The 17,884-nt window shown below is 69.2% G+C and carries 13 protein-coding genes; 9 read left to right on the forward strand and 4 right to left on the reverse strand.

Annotation, left to right across the window (positions count from 1 at the left end; translation table 11 throughout):
* Positions 1-86: 86 nt before the first annotated feature.
* Together kdpB (OG207_RS07250) and OG207_RS07255 are read right to left on the reverse strand one after the other, a co-directional pair.
* The gene (gene kdpB / locus OG207_RS07250) at positions 87-2,237 is read right to left on the reverse strand and encodes a potassium-transporting ATPase subunit KdpB (protein WP_443072678.1); all 2,151 of its coding nucleotides are present in this window, start codon (positions 2,235-2,237) and stop codon (positions 87-89) included.
* Positions 2,238-2,489: 252 nt separating this feature from the next.
* Positions 2,490-4,367 carry an APC family permease gene (locus OG207_RS07255; protein WP_329096935.1) on the reverse strand — a complete coding sequence of 626 codons (1,878 nt, stop codon included), beginning with the start codon at positions 4,365-4,367 and terminating at the stop codon, positions 2,490-2,492.
* Between the two features lie 243 nt (positions 4,368-4,610).
* On the opposite strand from OG207_RS07255, the gene kdpF (OG207_RS07260) reads away from it, so the two are divergent.
* The 8 genes from kdpF (OG207_RS07260) (at position 4,611) to OG207_RS07295 (ending at position 13,663) form a co-directional block, all read left to right on the forward strand.
* Entirely contained in the window at positions 4,611-4,700 is a 90-nt protein-coding gene (gene kdpF / locus OG207_RS07260; RefSeq protein ID WP_189734015.1) for a K(+)-transporting ATPase subunit F, read from the forward strand.
* Between the two features lie 46 nt (positions 4,701-4,746).
* Positions 4,747-5,505 (forward strand): DUF4118 domain-containing protein, encoded by a 759-nt coding sequence (locus OG207_RS07265; RefSeq protein ID WP_329096938.1) that lies wholly within the window; start codon positions 4,747-4,749, stop codon positions 5,503-5,505.
* 241 nt (positions 5,506-5,746) lie between these two features.
* Positions 5,747-5,836 (forward strand): K(+)-transporting ATPase subunit F, encoded by a 90-nt coding sequence (kdpF, locus tag OG207_RS07270; RefSeq protein WP_033223114.1) that lies wholly within the window; start codon positions 5,747-5,749, stop codon positions 5,834-5,836.
* Positions 5,837-5,842: 6 nt separating this feature from the next.
* Positions 5,843-7,507 carry a potassium-transporting ATPase subunit KdpA gene (kdpA, locus tag OG207_RS07275; RefSeq protein ID WP_329096940.1) on the forward strand — a complete coding sequence of 555 codons (1,665 nt, stop codon included), beginning with the start codon at positions 5,843-5,845 and terminating at the stop codon, positions 7,505-7,507.
* A complete protein-coding gene (gene kdpB, locus OG207_RS07280) occupies positions 7,504-9,606 on the forward strand; it encodes a potassium-transporting ATPase subunit KdpB (protein ID WP_329096942.1) in 2,103 nt (700 codons plus the stop codon). Before kdpA ends, kdpB (OG207_RS07280) begins: the two co-directional genes overlap by 4 nt.
* 7 nt (positions 9,607-9,613) lie before the next feature.
* The gene (locus OG207_RS07285; RefSeq protein ID WP_329096944.1) at positions 9,614-10,327 is read left to right on the forward strand and encodes a potassium-transporting ATPase subunit C; all 714 of its coding nucleotides are present in this window, start codon (positions 9,614-9,616) and stop codon (positions 10,325-10,327) included.
* Positions 10,328-10,425: 98 nt separating this feature from the next.
* Positions 10,426-11,109, forward strand: a complete 684-nt coding sequence (locus OG207_RS07290; protein WP_329096946.1) for a response regulator — start codon at positions 10,426-10,428, stop codon at positions 11,107-11,109.
* A gap of 7 nt (positions 11,110-11,116) precedes the next feature.
* Complete coding sequence (locus OG207_RS07295) at positions 11,117-13,663, forward strand: sensor histidine kinase KdpD (protein ID WP_329096950.1); 2,547 nt, start codon at positions 11,117-11,119, stop codon at positions 13,661-13,663.
* A 30-nt stretch (positions 13,664-13,693) separates the two neighbouring features.
* Here the strand turns inward: OG207_RS07295 and OG207_RS07300 are convergent, their stop codons facing one another.
* Both OG207_RS07300 and OG207_RS07305 read right to left on the reverse strand, forming a co-directional pair.
* Entirely contained in the window at positions 13,694-14,107 is a 414-nt protein-coding gene (locus OG207_RS07300) for a hypothetical protein (RefSeq protein ID WP_329096952.1), read from the reverse strand.
* 21 nt (positions 14,108-14,128) lie between these two features.
* A complete protein-coding gene (locus tag OG207_RS07305) occupies positions 14,129-16,636 on the reverse strand; it encodes a sensor histidine kinase (RefSeq protein WP_329096954.1) in 2,508 nt (835 codons plus the stop codon).
* A 248-nt stretch (positions 16,637-16,884) separates the two neighbouring features.
* Here OG207_RS07305 and OG207_RS07310 point away from each other — a divergent pair, with 248 nt between their 5' ends.
* A complete protein-coding gene (locus OG207_RS07310; protein ID WP_329096957.1) occupies positions 16,885-17,865 on the forward strand; it encodes a cation:proton antiporter in 981 nt (326 codons plus the stop codon).
* The last annotated feature ends 19 nt before the right edge of the window (positions 17,866-17,884 follow it).

A 17,884-nucleotide genomic window follows, 5' to 3' on the forward strand; every position in this document is an offset into this window, starting at 1 on the left:
GACCGATGTTCACGCCATCCATCCAACTGGTGTGCTGCTGTGGGCTCAAGAGCCCTGATGGCCCTCTGACGACCCCTTGACGGACTTCAGCCGATGCCGGGGACGGTGGACACCACCAGGTCGATGAGTTTGATCCCGACGAACGGCAGGACGAGGCCACCGAGCCCGTAGACCGCCAGGTTGCGGCGCAGCAGGTCGTGGGCCGAGGCGGGCTTGTAGCGGACGCCGCGCAGGGCGAGCGGGATGAGGGCGACGATGATCAGGGCGTTGAAGATGATCGCCGAGGTGATCGCGGACTGCGGGCTGTGCAGGCCCATGATGTTGAGGGCTCCGAGGCCGGGATAGGCCGACGCGAACATGGCCGGGATGATCGCGAAGTACTTCGCGACGTCATTCGTGATGGAGAACGTGGTGAGCGCGCCCCGGGTGATGAGGAGCTGTTTGCCGATCTCGACGATGTCGATGAGCTTGGTGGGGTTGGAGTCCAGGTCGACCATGTTCCCGGCTTCCTTGGCGGCCGAGGTCCCGGTGTTCATCGCCACGCCCACATCGGCTTGCGCGAGCGCCGGGGCGTCGTTGGTGCCGTCACCCGTCATCGCGACCAGCTTCCCGCCCGCCTGCTCCCGCTTGATCAGTTCGAGCTTGTCCTCGGGGGTGGCCTCGGCCAGGTATTCGTCGACGCCCGCCTCGGCGGCGATCGCCCTGGCCGTCAGCTCGTTGTCACCGGTCACCATGACCGTACGGATCCCCATGGCGCGCAGCTCAGCGAAGCGTTCCCGGACGCCCTCCTTGACGACGTCCTTGAGATGGATGATGCCGAGGACCCGCGGCCCGTCCCAGTCGTGCACGGCGACCAGCAGGGGCGTGCCCCCGGACTCGGACACGGTGGCCGACCATGCGACGGCTTCCGCCTGAACGGTCCCGCCGCGCATCGCCACCCAGTCGCAGACCTGGGCGGTGGCGCCCTTGCGGATAGCACAGCCGGCGCCGTTGTCCCAGCTCAGGTTGATCCCGCTCATTCGGGTGTGGGCGCTGAACTCGGTGAAGCGGGGGTTGCTGAGGTCCTCTTGGGCGGCCGGCTGGATCCCGTACTGCTGGGCCAGGGCCACGACGGACCGGCCTTCGGGCGTTTCGTCGGCGAGGGAGGACAGCTGCGCGGCGTCCGCGAGCTTGGTCTGATCGACGCCGGGGAGCGGGATGAAGGCAGCGGCTTCCCGGTTGCCGAGGGTGATGGTGCCGGTCTTGTCGAGGAGCAGGGTGTTCACATCGCCCGCCGCCTCGACCGCGCGCCCGGACATCGCGAGGACGTTGCGCTGCACCAGACGGTCCATGCCGGCGATCCCGATGGCGGAGAGCAGCGCGCCGATGGTGGTGGGGATGAGCGTGACGAGGAGCGCCACCAGGACGGTCGTGGACTGGGCGGCGCCCGCGTACGCGGCCATCGGCTGGATGCTGACCACGATCAGGATGAAGATGACGGTCAGAGCGGCCAGCAGGATGTTCAGCGCGATCTCGTTCGGGGTCTTCTGCCGGGACGCACCCTCGACCAGGGCGATCATCCGGTCCAGGAAGCTGTTCCCGGGGCGTGAAGTGACCCGAACGACGATCGAGTCGGAGAGGACCGTCGTACCGCCGGTGACTCCGGACCGGTCGCCGCCCGACTCCCTCAGAACCGGGGCCGATTCACCGGTGACAGCCGACTCGTCCACCATGGCCGCCCCGTCCACGACGTCCCCGTCGGCCGGGACAAGTTCACCCGCTTCGACGAGCACGAAGTCGAAGGGCTGGAGCTCGGCCGGAGTCACCACCTCGGTTTCGGCCCGGCGCAGGTTCGCCCCGTATGTCCAATGGTTCAGCCGCAGCGCGACCGTGTCCGTACGCGCCTTGCGGAGCGACTCCGCCTGCGCTCGCCCCCGGCCCTCCGCGACCGCCTCGGCCAGGTTGGCGAACAGGACCGTCAGCCACAACCAGACGCTGATCACCCAGGTGAAAACGGACGGGTGGATCAGCGCCGAGAGCGTGGTCAGGACGGATCCGACAGCGACGACGAACAGCACCGGCTTCTTCACCAGCTCACGCGGGTGGAGCTTATGGACGGCCTCGCCGACCGAGGCAGCCAGCCGCTCGGGCTCCAGCATGTGCGCCTGCCCGGAGCGTTTACGGGATGGGCGGTTAGGCGGTGTCCGCGGCGGGGTTCCGAGCCCCGGAGGAACGTGCTGCGCGGCGGCGCGAGGCATGAAGGGACCTTCTCAGTGGAATGTGGGATCGACTGGCCCGCCCGGCCGGGTGGGCAGGGGTGCGGGTGAGGGGTGTCGCCGCCGGGGAATGTCACCATGGACCCCCTCGGCCGTCATGTGAGCATGGCTCCCCGGCGGCGCAACAGGCAGGAAACTACTGCCCGATCAGCGGGAACGGCGCAGGCGGGCGGGGGAATTGGCACCTTCTTGATGGCAGCGCACGGGACCTGTCAAGCCGCCATCAAGGGCACGTCAACGTGCGTCGGCAGTGACGCGGAAGCGGAGTCGACAGATCACGGCGTCGGTGTCGCGGCGGCCGGCGTGTGCCACCACCGCGCCGCGCTGGTTCTGCAGCAGCCGCTGCCAGAGACGGGCGGGTTCTGTTTCCGGAATCAGGACGGTCACCTGCGCGTCCGGACGGCCTCGGACGAGCTCACGTACGTAGCCGGACAGCGGGCGGCCGAGGGAGCACGTCTCCGAGGGGAGTTCGATGAGGTCGACGCCGGGGTTCCACAGCTCCCAGTCACGCCGGAGGGCTTCGGCGCTCTGACGGTCCTCTGGTGTGGGGTGGGTGACGGTGACGGCGAGGACCTCGTCGCCGAGGGAGCGGGCGGCGGTCAGGGCTTGACAGGTCAGCCGGGACAGACCGGAGACGGGGACTACGACCAACGAGAAGGCCCGGTGCGGGGGCTGTGGGACGCGGCCGAGTTCGAGGCGTTCGCCGATCTCGGTGTACGCGCGGTGGACCGTCTCGAAGATGAGGACGATCAGCGGCAGGGCGAGCACGATCAGCCAGGCGCCCTCGGTGAACTTGGTGGCGGTCACGACGGCGGCCGAAACACCGGTCAGCAGGGCGCCGAAGCCGTTGACGGCGGCCTTCGCCTGCCAGCCCCTGGCACGTTCGCCGGACCAGTGCCGGACCATGCCGACCTGGCAGATAGTGAACCCTGCGAAGACGCCGACGGCGAAGAGCGGGACGAGGGTGTTGGTGTCGCCGCCGGAGAGGACGAGCAGGACGGCCGAGACGAGTGCCAGCCAGACCACCCCGTGCCGGTGTACTTGGCGGTCGGCCTTGAGGGCGAAGACGTGCGGCAGGCAGTTGTCGCGGGCCAGCAAGCTCATCAGCACCGGGAGCCCGCCGAACGAGGTGTTCGCGGCGAGCGCCAGCAGCACCATGGTGGCGAACTGGACCACGTAGAAGGCTGCGTTGTGCCCGAACGACGCGTCCGCCAGCTGGGCCAGGACGGTGACGCCCTCGACGGGCTGGAGGTGGAAGCGGCCGATCAGCACCGAAAGCCCGATCAGCATGACGCCGAGCAGGGCGCCGAGAGCCACCTCGGTGCGCTGGGCCCGGTGGGCAGCCGGCGCACGGAAGGACGGCACCGCGTTGGCGACGGCCTCGACACCCGTCAGGGCCGAGCAGCCCGCGGCAAAGGCCTTCAAGAGCAGCAGCGCGCCGACGCTGGTGGCGCCCTCGCCGAGCGCGGATGCGTGTCCGGCCGCGGACGCGGTGCTGACCGGGCCGTCGCGGAAGAGACCGACCGTGATCATCGCCAGGATCGACCCGACGAAGAGCGCGGTCGGTACGAGGAAGGCCTTGGCGGAGTCCACGACCCCGCGCAGGTTCACGGCGGTGACCAGGACCAGCACGGCGAGGCATATCCAGACCCGCTCCCCGTGCAGCCCCGGGAACGCCGAGGTCAGGGCGGCCACGCCGGCGGTGACCGACACCGCGACGTTCAGCACGTAGTCGAGAATGAGCGAGGCGGCCGCGACCAGGCTGGTGCGCCGGCCCAGATGCCGCTTGGCGACCGCGTACGAGCCTCCCCCGTCCGGGAACGCTGCGATCACCTGCCGGTACGAGGCCACCAGTACCGCGAGCAAGGCGGCGATGGCCAGAGTGACGGGGAGCGTGAAGCCCATGCCGTAGGCACCGGCCGCGGCCAGGACCAGGACGACCGCCTCGGGCCCGTACGCCACCGACGCCATCGCGTCGAGCGACAAGGCGGCGAGGCCCTGGAGGGTGGTCAGCCGGTGCCGGTCCCCGGCCCCGGTTCCGCCGGTATCAGGGGGCTCCTCCTGGGCCGACCCCTGGGTGACCGTGGTCGGTTCTCCTGCGTGCATGGCCATTTCTTGCCGATCCTCCGAATGAACAAAATCAGCACAGCGCCGGAGCCGCAGGTGTCGGCCGCCAGCACGCTTGGCGCATTTCATACGCCCGCCCGCGCACTCTTCACGTGTTGCATACGCATGGGCGCGTGCGGCGTAGGGAGTCCGTCAAGAGGGACTGCCTCCCGTTGCCCCGGCTCCGCGGAGATGCATGCTTGATCTGGGCGGAACACGCCTGACCGGCACGAAGAGGAGAAGTTGCTGATGGACGCGGAGAACGTGGTCGGCCTGCTCATCGCCCTTGCGCTGCTCGGCTATCTCGTGGTCGCTCTCATCAGGCCCGAGAAGTTCTGATCGGCACTCTGCATCACGATCGGCTTGTCCGGACGGGAGGTGTCACGTGTCCGGGTACTGGTTCCGGCTCCGCGACCGCGTCGCGCTGGTCGCTGCCCTCCTGGCCCCCTTCTTGGTGGCGCTCTCCCTCGTGCCGTTCCGGACGGGTCTTTCGGCGACGAACGAGGCCCTGATCCTGGTCGTCGCGGTGGTCGCGGTCGCCGCCATGGGGAGCCGCACAGCGGGAGCACTCGCCGCGCTCTCGGCGGCCGCCTGGTTCGACTTCTTCCTGACCAGGCCCTACCAGCAGTTCGCCATCTCTGACCACGCGGATGTCGAGACCGCTGTCCTCCTGCTCGTCGTCGGCTTGATCGTCTCGCAGCTGGCCGTGCGCGCACGCCGCCTCCAGGCGGTCGTGGTGACCGACGCCGCGCACCTGTCCAGCCTCCAGGGAACCGCCCGGCTGACCGAGGACGGCAGCTCGCCGGAAGCGGTGGTCGAGCACGTGCGCCGGGAGCTCGTCGGCCTGCTGGGGCTACGCGGCTGCCGCTTCGAGTACGGGACCCTGATGGGGCACCTGCCGCGCCTGGAGCACGGCGGCGGCCTGTGGCTGCGCCGCCCGGGCCGGATCACGGAGTACGCCGACTGGCCTGACGGGGAAACCGAGCTGCGGGTCGTCGGCGGCGGGCACTACTACGGCCGCTTCCTCCTCGACCCGCACCCCGGCCGCCCCCTGCCCTCCGAGGAAGCCCGCCTGGTGGCCGTAGCGCTGGCCGCCCAGGCCGGCAGCGCCCTGGACACGGCCGGCCTGTCCCACCAGGGCTGACCGGGTCCGAAGGGCCCATCCCCGTAAGAGTGGCGTTAAGGGTTCCCGTGCGCCCGTATGGACCCCGTCAAAGTGTCTTAACACCCGGCTGAAGACACGGTTATCTCGTCATCGGCCATCTGGCCGATTCGTTTCCTTCCCTCTTCACTCAGGAGCTCGCGATGGCCGATCTGGCCTTCGTCGTCACCACGGTCGCGGTGTTCGCGCTGGTGGCTCTCATCGCCCGGGGGGTGACCAAGCTGTGAACGCCGAAAACATCATCGGCCTCGTCGTGGCCGTCTCCCTGCTCGGATACCTCGTCCTCGCCCTTGTGTACCCGGAGAGGTTCTAGCCACCGATGAGTCCCGTTCTCGCTGGTGTGCTCCAGCTCCTCGCACTGATCGCCGCGCTCGCGCTGGCCTACCGCCCGCTGGGCGACCACATGGCCCGCGTCTACTCCTCCGACAAGCACTACAAACCGGAGAAGTGGATCTACAAGGCCATCGGCGCCAACCCCTCGGCCGAGATGCGCTGGCCCGCCTACCTGCGCGCCGTCCTCGCCTTCTCCGCGGTCTCGGTCCTGTTCCTCTACGGCCTCCAGCGGGCCCAGGGCATCCTGCCCGGCTCGCTCGGCTTCGTGGCGATCGACCCCGACCAGGCCTTCAACACCGCCGCCTCCTTCGTGTCCAACACGAACTGGCAGTCGTACTACGGCGAGCAGGCCATGGGCCACGTCGTACAGACCGGCGGCCTCGCGGTCCAGAACTTCGTCTCCGCCGCCGTCGGCATGGCCGTCGCCGTCGCCCTCGTACGGGGCTTCGCGCGCTCCCGCACCGGAGAGCTCGGCAACTTCTGGGCCGACCTGGTCCGCGGTGTCTTCCGCATCCTGCTGCCCATCTCGGTGATCGGCGCGATCGTCCTGGTCGCGTGCGGCGCGATCCAGAACTTCGCCGGCATCCACGAGGTCGGGCAGTTCATGGGCGGCTCGCAGCAGTGGAACGGCGGTGCGGTGGCCTCGCAGGAGGTCATCAAGGAACTGGGCACCAACGGCGGCGGCTACTTCAACGCCAACTCCTCGCACCCCTTCGAGAACCCCAACCCGTTCTCCAACCTCTTCGAAATCTTCCTGATCCTGCTCATCCCGTTCTCGCTGACCCGCACCTTCGGCCGGATGGTCGGCAACCTGCGCCAGGGCTACGCGATCCTCGCGACCATGGCCACCATCTGGCTCGGGTTCGTCGCACTGATGATGTGGACCGAGTTCGCCGGCAACGGCCCTGCCTTCGACATCGCCGGTGGTGCGATGGAGGGCAAGGAGACCCGCTTCGGTATCGCCGCGTCCTCGATCTTCTCCGTGTCCACGACCCTGACGTCCACGGGTGCCGTCAACTCCTTCCACTCCTCCTACACCGGTCTCGGCGGCGGCATCCAGCTGCTGGGCATGCAGCTCGGCGAGATCGCCCCCGGCGGCGTCGGCTCCGGCCTCTACGGCATGCTGATCATGGCGATCATCGCCGTCTTCATCGCCGGGCTGATGGTCGGCCGCACCCCCGAATACCTGGGCAAGAAGATCGGCACCCGCGAGATCAAGTTCGCGGCCTGCTACATCCTCATCACGCCCGCCCTCGTCCTCGGCTTCACCGCCGCGGCGATGGCGCTGGACACCCCGGCGAACTCGATGACGAACTCCGGTGCGCACGGCTTCTCCGAGATCCTCTACGCCTATACCTCGGGCGCCAACAACAACGGCTCGGCCTTCGCGGGCCTGAACGCCGACACGCAGTGGTTCAACAGCACCATCGGCATCGCCATGCTGCTCGGCCGCTTCCTCCCGATGGTGTTCGTCCTGGCGCTGGCCGGCTCGCTCGCCGAGCAGAAGCCCGTACCGGAGACGGCAGGCACGCTCCGTACCGACAAGCCCCTCTACACGGGGCTGCTTGTCGGCACCATCCTCATCGTCACCGGTCTGACCTACTTCCCGGCCCTCGCGCTGGGACCGCTCGCCGAAGGGCTCGCCTCATGAGCACCATCACCCCCACCCGCGCACCACACGAAGACATCCCGACAGGCCACAAGCCGGCCGGGCGGGTCGGCGGCGGTCTCTTCGACCCCAAACAGCTCCTGAAGTCCTTCCCCGACGCGATCCGCAAGCTCGACCCCCGGATCATGATCAAGTCGCCGGTCATGTTCGTCGTCCTGATCGGCTCGGTGGTCACCACCGTGCTCGCGTGTCTGGACCCGACGGACTGGTTCGGCTGGGCGATCACCGCCTGGCTGTGGCTGACCACGATCTTCGCCAACCTCGCCGAGGCCGTCGCCGAGGGCCGTGGCAAGGCCCAGGCCGACACGCTGCGCAAGGCCAAGACCGACTCCGTCGCCCGCCGTCTGACCAAGGACGGCAAGGGCGAGGAGCAGGTGCCCGGCGCGGAGCTCCGTATCGGTGACCTGGTGGTCTGCGAGGCCGGCGACATCATCCCCGGCGACGGTGACGTCGTCGAAGGCGTCGCCTCGGTGGACGAGTCCGCCATCACGGGTGAGTCCGCCCCGGTGATCCGGGAGTCCGGCGGCGACCGATCCGCGGTCACCGGCGGCACCAAGGTCCTCTCCGACCGGATCGTCATCAAGATCACGACGAAGCCCGGCGAGACCTTCATCGACCGCATGATCGCCCTCGTCGAGGGCGCCGCCCGGCAGAAGACACCCAACGAGATCGCGCTCAACATCCTGCTCGCCTCGCTGACCATCGTCTTCCTGCTCGCCGTCGTCACCCTGCAGCCGTTCGCGATCTACGCGGACGCCAAGCAGTCCATGATCGTGCTGACGGCCCTGCTGGTCTGCCTCATCCCCACCACCATCGGTGCCCTGCTCTCGGCCATCGGTATCGCCGGCATGGACCGCCTGGTCCAGCGCAACGTCCTCGCCATGTCCGGCCGGGCCGTCGAGGCCGCGGGCGACGTCTCCACGCTACTGCTCGACAAGACCGGCACGATCACCCTGGGCAACCGCCAGGCCTCGGAGTTCGTGCCCGTCAAGGGCACCACGGCGGCGGAACTGGCCGACGCCGCCCAGCTGTCCTCCCTCGCGGACGAGACCCCCGAGGGTCGCTCCATCGTGGTCCTCGCGAAGGAGAAGTACGGCCTGCGCGAACGCCACCAGGGCGAGCTCGCACACGCCGAGTGGATCGCCTTCACCGCTCAGACCCGTATGTCGGGCGTGGACGTCGACGGCAAGCAGACCCGCAAGGGCGCGACCGGATCCGTCATCACCTGGGTCAAGGAGCAGGGCGGAAAGGTCGCCGAGGACGCTCAAGCGCTCACCGACCAGATCTCCCAGGCCGGCGGCACCCCGCTCCTCGTCGCCGTCAAGGACGACAAGGGCGCCCGCGTCCTCGGTGTCATCCACCTCAAGGACGTCGTCAAGGAAGGCATGCGCGAGCGGTTCGACGAACTGCGCCGCATGGGCATCAAGACCGTCATGATCACGGGCGACAACCCGCTCACCGCGAAGGCCATCGCCGAAGAGGCCGGTGTCGACGACTTCCTCGCCGAGGCCACCCCCGAGGACAAGATGGCCCTCATCAAGCGGGAGCAGGCCGGCGGCAAGCTCGTCGCCATGACCGGCGACGGCACCAACGACGCCCCGGCCCTCGCCCAGGCAGACGTCGGCGTGGCCATGAACACCGGCACCTCGGCCGCCAAGGAGGCCGGGAACATGGTGGACCTGGACTCCAACCCCACCAAGCTCATCGAGATCGTCGAGATCGGCAAGCAGCTCCTCATCACCCGAGGCGCCCTCACCACGTTCTCGATCGCCAACGACGTCGCGAAGTACTTCGCGATCATCCCGGCCATGTTCGCGGTCGCCTACCCGGGCCTGGACAAGCTCAACATCATGGGCCTGTCCTCGCCGAACTCCGCGATCCTCTCCGCCGTCATCTTCAACGCGCTGATCATCATCGCGCTCGTACCGCTCGCCCTCAAGGGCGTCCAGTACAAGCCGACCAGCGCCGACAAGATGCTCCGCCGCAACATCGGGATCTACGGCCTGGGCGGACTGATCGCCCCGTTCATCGGCATCAAGATCATCGACATGCTCATCACCCTCATCCCCGGAATCGGCTGATCACGCGATGAACAACTCCGTATCCAGCACCCTCCGCCTGATCGGCGCCGGCCTGCGAGCCCTGCTCGTGCTCACGGTCATCTGCGGGGTCATCTACCCGCTCGCCGTCACCGGGATCGCCCAGGCCCTGTTCCACGACCAGGCCAACGGCTCCGAGATCAAGGACAAGAGCGGCCAGGTCGTCGGCTCCTCCCTCATCGGGCAGACCTACAACCTGCCCAAGCAGAACCCCGACGACGCCGAAGAAGCGGTCAAGCCGGACCTCAAATGGTTCCAGCCCCGCCCCTCCAACGGACTGGGCAGCAACAGCATCAACATGCAGTACTCGCTGATCCTCTCCGGCGCCACCAACCGCTCCGCCGACAACGGCGCGAAGGACGGCAAGTGCACCGACGAGGTGGAGGGCAGCCTCTGCGCCCAGGTCATCGCCGCCAAGGAGGCCGTCATCGCCGACAACTCCACCGCCGGCCACCAGATCAAGCCCGAGGACGTACCGGCCGATGCCGTCACCTCCTCCGGCTCCGGCCTCGACCCGAACATCTCCCCCGAGTACGCGAAGATCCAGGTCCACCGCGTCGCCGAGCAGAACAAACTCGACGTCAAGCAGGTCGAGAAGCTCGTCGCCGACCACACCACCGGCCGCACCCTCGGCTTCATGGGCGAACCCCGCGTCAACGTCCTTGAACTCAACACCGCCCTCAAGGCACTGACCAAGAGCTGATGTCTCCCGTAGCAGGGGTCCGGAGTCGGCGGGACGTGGCTCGTTCGCGTCCCGCCGGCTCCGACCCGTATCCATTGAAAGAGGAAGGCCCCACACCGATGATCAAGGTGCTGGTGGTGGAAGACGACACCCAGCTCGTCCGCGCACTCAAGATCAACCTGCAGGCGCGGAAGTTCGAGGTGGAGACGGCTTCCGACGGAGGGAATGCCCTCAGAGTTGCCGCTTCCCGCAAGCCGGACGTCATCCTCCTGGATCTCGGCCTGCCGGACATGGACGGCATCGATGTGATCAAGCGTGTCAGGGAGTCCAGCAGCGTACCGATCCTCGTCCTCTCCGCCCGCCACACCTCCGAGGAGAAGATCCTCGCCCTCGACGCGGGCGCCGACGACTACGTCACCAAGCCGTTCAGCATGGACGAGCTCCTCGCCCGGCTGCGGGCCGCTGTCCGCCGCCGGGAGATCCCGGCACCCGCCGACGCGGTCTCCGTGGTCACGACCGACGAGTTCACCGTCGACCTGATCGCGAAGAAGGTCAGGCGGGGCGATCGCAGCGTGCGGCTCACCCCCACCGAGTGGCACCTTCTGGAGATCCTCATCAGCAACCCCGGCCGGCTGATCAGCCAGCGACAGCTGCTGCTCGACGTGTGGGGGCCCACGTACTCCGAGCACACCAACTACCTGCGGGTCTACATGGCCCAACTGCGCCGCAAACTGGAAGCGGACCCCTCGCACCCGAGGTACCTGATCACCGAGCCCGGCATGGGCTACCGCTTCGAGGGATGACGCAAAAATGGGACGCGGCAAGTTTCGGATCTACCTGGGCTCGGCCCCCGGCGTCGGCAAGACGTACGCGATGCTCTCGGAGGGCCACCGACGGGTGGAGCGCGGCACCGATGTCGTCGTCGCCTTCGTCGAGCATCACAACCGTCCGCGCACCGAGGTGATGCTGCACGGCCTGGAGCAGATCGCACGGCGCGAACTGGAGTACCGGGAATCCACGTTCACCGAGATGGACGTCGATGCGATCCTCGCGCGTCGCCCCGCCGTCGCGCTGGTGGACGAGCTCGCCCACACCAACGTCCCCGGCTCGCGCAACACCAAACGCTGGCAGGACGTCGAGGAACTCCTCCAGGCCGGCATCGACGTCGTCTCCACCGTCAACATCCAGCACCTGGAGTCCCTGGGCGACGTCGTCGAAACCATCACCGGCGTCCGCCAGCGCGAGACGGTCCCCGACGAGGTCGTACGACGCGCCGACCAGATCGAGCTCGTCGACATGTCCCCGCAGGCCCTGCGCCGCCGGATGGCCCACGGCAACATCTACAAGCCCGACAAGGTCGACGCGGCCCTGTCCAACTACTTCCGCCCGGGCAACCTGACCGCCCTGCGCGAACTCGCCCTGCTGTGGGTCGCCGACCGCGTGGACGAGTACCTCCAGGAGTACCGGGGCGAGCACAACATCCGCTCCACCTGGCAGGCCCGCGAACGCATCGTCGTCGGCCTCACCGGCGGACCGGAGGGTCGCACCCTCATCCGCCGGGCCGCCCGCCTCGCCGAGAAGGGCGCGGGCGGCGAGGTCCTCGCCGTCTACATCGCCCGAAGCGACGGGCTGACCGCCGCCTCGCCGAAGGAGCTCGCCGTCCAGCGGACGTTGGTCGAGGATCTGGGCGGAACGTTCCACCACGTCATAGGCGACAGCATCCCCGACGCGCTGCTCGAGTTCGCCCGCGGGGTCAACGCCACCCAGATCGTCCTCGGCGTCAGCCGCCGCCGCTCCTGGCAGTACGCCTTCAGCCCCGGCGTCAGCGCCACCGTCGCCCGCGAATCCGGACCCGACCTCGACGTCCACATCGTCACCCACGACGAGGCCGCCAAGGGCCGCCGCAGCCTGCCCGTCGCCCGCAGCGGACGGCTCGGCCGCTCCCGCATCATCTGGGGCTGGCTCGTCGGCATCGCCGGTCCCGCGCTCCTCGCGCTGCTCCTGAGCCAGGTCGTCCCCGACCTCGGCCTCGCCAACGACATGCTGCTCTTCCTCACCTTCACCGTGGCGGCAGCACTCCTGGGCGGTCTGCTCCCCGCCCTGGCTTCGGCGGCCTTCGGGTCGCTGCTGCTGAACTACTTCTTCACGCCGCCGGTCCACAAACTCACCATCGCCGACCCCAAGAACATCGTCGCCATCGCGATCTTCGTCGGGGTCGCCGTCTCCGTGGCGTCCGTGGTCGACCTGGCCGCCCGCCGCACACACCAGGCAGCCCGACTGCGCGCCGAGTCCGAGATCCTCTCCTTCCTGGCCGGCAGCATCCTGCGCGGCGAGACCGCCCTCGACGCGCTGCTGGAGCGGGTGCGCGAGACCTTCGCCATGGATTCCGTGGCACTGCTGGAGCGTGGCAGCGAAGTCGACCCGTGGACCTGCGCGGGCAGCACGGGCACCGGTCCGGTCAGCCGCCCCGAGGACGCCGACGTCGACATGCCGATCGGCGAAAACATGGCGCTGGCCCTGACCGGCCGGGTCCTGCCCGCCGAGGACCGACGCGTGCTCGGCGCCTTCGCCGCCCAGGCCGCAGTCGTACTCGACCGACAGCGCCTCGTAGGCGAGGCCGAGGAGGCCCGTCGTCTCATCGAGGGCAACCAGATCCGCACCGCGCTCCTGGCCGCCGTCAGCCATGACCTGCGTACCCCGCTGGCCGGGATCAAGGTCTCCGTCACCTCGTTGCGCTCCACCGACGTGGACTGGTCCGAGGAGGACCGGGCCGAGCTCCTGAAGGGCATCGAGGACGGCGCCGACCGCCTCGACCACCTGGTCGGCAACCTCCTCGACATGTCCCGCCTCCAGACCGGCACCGTCACCCCGATCATCCGGGAGACCGACCTCGACGAGGTCGTCCCGATGGCCCTGGCCGGCGTACCCGATGACAGCGTCGACCTCGACATTCCCGAGACGCTCCCGATGGTCGCCGTCGACCGCGGCCTACTGGAACGGGCCGTCGCCAACATCGTCGAGAACGCCGTCAAGTACAGCCCCGACGGCCAAGCCGTCCTCGTATCCGCGAGCGCCCTCGCCGACCGCCTCGAACTCCGCGTCGTCGACCGCGGCCCAGGCGTCCCCGACGAGGCCAAGAACCGCATATTCGAGCCCTTCCAGCGCTACGGAGACGCCCCCGCGGGTGTCGGCGTAGGCCTCGGCCTCGCGGTCGCCCGGGGCTTCCTGGAAGCCATGGACGGCACCCTGACCGCCGAAGACACCCCCGGCGGAGGCCTGACGATGGTCATCACCCTGCCCGTCAAGGGCGGGGCGCAGCCGGGACTCCCCCATCTCCCGGCCGACGCGACGACCTGATCCGCCCGGCCCGTGCCTTCGGGAATGGATTCAGAGTCTGGGGTCGGGAGTGGCCGGGTCGGCCTGACGCCCAGGGTGGAGCTGGACGCCTGTCATCAGGACGTCGAGGCCCCGCCGGGTCGTCGCGAGCACGACCCGGTCGCCGGCCCGCAGGACGCGGCCGTGCGGCGGGCGCCGGTCGAAGCCGGTCGCTCGCGGCACGTACAGACCGCCCAGCGTGTCCGAAGCGGGACGGTACGCCGCCGAGCCATCCCACGACCCCGCCGCCGGCACGCGCCATTCGTTCTGCTTGAAGGCCTCGTGGATCGAGAACCCCTCCAGCTCGGGATGCCCGCCCACGTCCACCACGGTGAACAGCAGCACCCCGCGCCCGGTCTGCATCACTCCGAGGACGTGGCGGCCCATCATCGCCGCCCCGACCGAGGGCGCCGCGAGGGCCGACACACTACGGCTGCGGGTCGCCCGTCAGTCAGGCCCCACGGCACGCCGTGCTGCGAGGGGCGCGGGAACGCCAGGCAGAGACAACGTCATGGTCAGGCCGCCTCCGGGGGTGTCCTCGGGTGTCAGCGTGCCGCCCATCGCCTCGGTGAGTCCCCGGGAGAGTGCGAGCCCGAGCCCGACGCCCGTGGTGTTGTCGGTGTCGCCGAGGCGCTGGAACGGCACGAACGCGTTCTCGCGGTCCGCCGCGGGGATTCCGGGCCCACGGTCGACGACCCTGAACTCCACCCGGTCGTCGAGCGCGCTGGCCGTCAGTAGAACGCGCTGTCCGGGCGGGGTGTGCCGGGCGGCGTTGCTGAGCAGGTTGGCGACCACGCGCTCGAGCAGGGGTGGGTCGGCCAGCACGGCAGGTGCCTCTTCCACGCTCCGGATGTCGACGACGGGCGCATCTGCGGGCATTCCGTCCAGTGCGGCGGGCAGCACGTCCATCAGGTCCGTGGCTCGTAGGTCCAGCTTCAAGGCCCCGGCCTGCAGACGGCTCATGTCCAGGAGGTTCTCGACGAGGCGGTTGAGCCGGGCCATCGACTCGTCGGCGGTGGCAAGGAGTTCGCCCCGGTCCTCCTCGCTCCACTCCACGTCACGGGCGCGCAGTGACGCGATGGCGGCCCAGCCGGCCGCGAGAGGTGTCCGTAGATCGTGGCTGACCGCCGCGAGGAGTGCTGTACGCATCCGGTCGGCCGCCTTGACGGGTTCGACCTCGGCGGCCGCCTCGGCCAGCCGGGCCCGTTCGACCGCGACCGTGACGTGCGCGGCGAAGGCTGCCAGGACACGCCGGTCGGAGGCGGGCAGCGGGCGACGTCCCCGCAGTACGAGATACCCGCCCTGGCCCACCGGGACCTCCGCGGACGGGGTGTTCTCCGTGGCCGGTTCGGCGGTGAGCTCGACGGCGTCCATCCCGAAGGTCTCCCTGGTCCGTTCGAGGAGCGCGGGAACGGCCTGGTCCCCCCGCACAATGGAGCCGGCGAGCGAGGAGAGCGTCTCCGCCTCGGCCGTCGCCCTGGCGGCTCTGCGCGACAGCCGCAGCGACCGGTCGATCGTGGCTGCGACGGTCCCCGCGACCACCGCGAACACCACCAGCGCGAGGAAGTTGTTGGGCTCGGCGATGGTGAATTCGCCGACCGGCGGGATGAACCAGTAGTTCAGCAGGAGCGAGGCCGTCACGGACGCGACGAGGGCCGACATCACTCCGCCCACGCACGCCACTCCGACCACTGTCACCAGGAACAGCAGCGCCTCACTGGTGAGGTTGAGGCTGCCCCGGGTCTGATCGAGCAGAAAGGTGAGTGCGACCGGGAGCACGAGACCCAGTACCGGGCCTGCGATCAGGCGCGAGTTGGGCAACGTCCGCCGTCGCGAGGGCAGCAGTCTTCCGTGCCCGGCCCGTTCGTGCGTGACCATGTGGACGTCGATGTCCTCGGAGAGCGCGACGATCGTCTCACCCGTACCCCGCCCGGTGAGGAAGCGCTCGACGCGCCCTCGACGGCTCGTACCGATCACCAGCTGGGTGGCGTTCTCCGCGCGGGCGAACTCGGTGAGCGCCGTGGGCACATCGTCGCCGACCAGGGAGTGGTAGCTGCCGCCGAGGCTTTCGACCAGCGCGCGCTGGCGGACCAGCGCCGAAGCCGACGCTCCCGCGGCCAGGCCGTCGCTGCGCGCTATGTGCACGGCGAGGAGGTCGCCGCCCGCCGAGCGGGCAGCGATTCTGGCCGCCCGCCGGATGATCGTTTCTCCCTCGGGCCCACCCGTGATCGCGACCACCACCCGTTCCCGGGTCTCCCACACTCCGCCTATGCCGTGCTCGACGCGGTACTTCTGCAGTGCCTCGTCCACGCGCCCGGCCACCCACAGCAGCGCCAGTTCCCGCAGCGCGGTGAGGTTTCCGACCCGGAAGTAGTGGGACAGCGCCGCGTCGACCTTCTCCGGGGCATAGATGTTCCCGTGCGCCATGCGGCGTCGCAGCGCCTCGGGTGGCAGGTCCACCAGCTCTATCTCGGCGGCCCTGCGCACCACTGCGTCCGGAACGGTCTCGTGCTGCGGGACCCGGGTGATCTTCTCGACGACGTCGCCCAGGGACTCCAGATGCTGGATGTTGACGGCCGTCACCACGTCGATCCCCGCCGCGAGGAGCGCCTCCACCTCCTGCCAGCGCTTGGCGTGGCTTCCGCCGGGAACGACGGAGTGGGCCAGTTCGTCGACGAGCGCCACCTCGGGCCGCCGTTCCAGAACGGCCGCCAGGTCCATCTCGGTGTACGAGCCTCCCCGGTACGTACGTTCCACGCGTGGCAGGACCTCCAGGCCGGCCAGCCTCTCCTCGGTCAGGCGGCGTCCGTGACACTCGACGAAGGCCACGACCACGTCCGTGCCCCGGTCCGCCCGCCGGCGCCCCTCATCCAGCATCCGGTACGTCTTGCCCACGCCGGGGGCCGCCCCGAGAAAGACCTTCAGTCTTCCGGGCCGGACAACCGCCTCCGCCACGTCACGTGCCTCCTCACGCCGAAGAACGCCCCGGTCCACGAAGGGGCTCCCCTGGGTGGCAGAGGCGCACAAGTCCTGCTCACGCCCATCATCGGGCGGAATTCGGCCGGACCGTGGTTGAGCACGGAGACATTTACGCTGTCCTGACACAGTCCATGCGGATAAGGTGAAGGTGGTGTGCCGGGAAGCCTGGTCGGCGTGACGGGTCATGTGACCCCGATCTCGATTCCAGGGGTCCAAGGGGCGGAATGCGCATCGTCGGCACTGTCTTGTTTCTCGTCGTCCTCGCCACCCTCGTAGCGACCGGTGCCCGCCGCTGGCGCATACCGGCGCCCTCCTTGCTCGTCGTCGCGGGGCTCTTCGTCGCCCTGCTGCCCGGCGCCCCTGAGATACACATCACCCCCGAGATCATCGGCCTCGTCGTCCTGCCGCCCCTGCTGTACGCCAGCGCCGAGGAGCTGTCGTGGCGAGAGTTGCGTGCGGTGTGGAAGCCGGTGTCCGTACTCGCCGTGGGTCTCGTACTGGCCTCGGCCGCGGTGGTGGGATTCGTGGCCTCCGCGCTGACTCCCCTGTCCTGGCAGATGGCGCTGGTCCTCGGAACCGTGCTCGCGAGCACCGACCCCGTGGCGGTCACCGCGCTCGGCCGGCGCCTCGCACTGCCGCCCAGGGTCCAGGTCATGGTCCAGGCCGAGAGCCTGTTCAACGACGCCACCTCCCTCGTCCTCTTCCGGGTCGCGGTGAGCATCGCGATCGCCTCCTCCGCGGTCTCCTGGGGCAGCGCGGGCAGTGAGTTCGCCCTGCTCGCCGGAGGCGGCACCCTGATCGGGGCCGCGATCGCCGGCGTCGTGATGCTGATCCGACGCCGCATCGAGGACCCGGTCCTGGAAACGGTGGTCGCTCTCGTCACCCCGTACGCCGCCTACGTCCTGGCCGAGTCCGCCCACGCCTCCGGCGTCACCTCCGTGGTCGTGGTCGGCGTCCTCGTGGGCGGCAGCGGCGATCGCCTGACGAGCGCACGCATCCGGCTCCAACTGCACGCCGTCTACGGCACGGTGATCTTCCTGCTCGAAAGCGTCGTGTTCAGCCTGATCGGGCTCTCCCTACCGGGCCTGATCCGCGAGTTGGGCGACGAGAACCGGCTCTGGCTGGTCTACGCACTGGCCCTGGCAGGCACCCTGATCACGGTCAGGATCCTGTGGATCTTTCCGCTCTCCGCCCTGCTCCAGTAGAAGAACGGGAAGGCCAGGA

Origin of the sequence: Streptomyces sp. NBC_01439 (assembly GCF_036227605.1) — a bacterium.
In the GTDB taxonomy this organism is placed as follows: Bacteria; Actinomycetota; Actinomycetes; order Streptomycetales; family Streptomycetaceae; genus Streptomyces.

Excerpts from the sequence above, each read along its gene's own strand:
- OG207_RS07295 (WP_329096950.1), top strand. The coding sequence starts at position 11,117 with ATGGGACGCGGCAAGTTTCGGATCTACCTGGGCTCGGCCCCCGGCGTC.
- kdpF (WP_189734015.1), top strand. The coding sequence starts at position 4,611 with ATGGACGCGGAGAACGTGGTCGGCCTGCTCATCGCCCTTGCGCTGCTC.
- OG207_RS07285 (WP_329096944.1), top strand. The coding sequence starts at position 9,614 with ATGAACAACTCCGTATCCAGCACCCTCCGCCTGATCGGCGCCGGCCTG.
- OG207_RS07290 (WP_329096946.1), top strand. The coding sequence starts at position 10,426 with ATGATCAAGGTGCTGGTGGTGGAAGACGACACCCAGCTCGTCCGCGCA.
- OG207_RS07255 (WP_329096935.1), bottom strand. The coding sequence starts at position 4,367 with ATGGCCATGCACGCAGGAGAACCGACCACGGTCACCCAGGGGTCGGCC.
- kdpB (WP_329096942.1), top strand. The coding sequence starts at position 7,504 with ATGAGCACCATCACCCCCACCCGCGCACCACACGAAGACATCCCGACA.
- kdpA (WP_329096940.1), top strand. The coding sequence starts at position 5,843 with ATGAGTCCCGTTCTCGCTGGTGTGCTCCAGCTCCTCGCACTGATCGCC.
- kdpB (WP_443072678.1), bottom strand. The coding sequence starts at position 2,237 with ATGCCTCGCGCCGCCGCGCAGCACGTTCCTCCGGGGCTCGGAACCCCG.
- OG207_RS07310 (WP_329096957.1), top strand. The coding sequence starts at position 16,885 with ATGCGCATCGTCGGCACTGTCTTGTTTCTCGTCGTCCTCGCCACCCTC.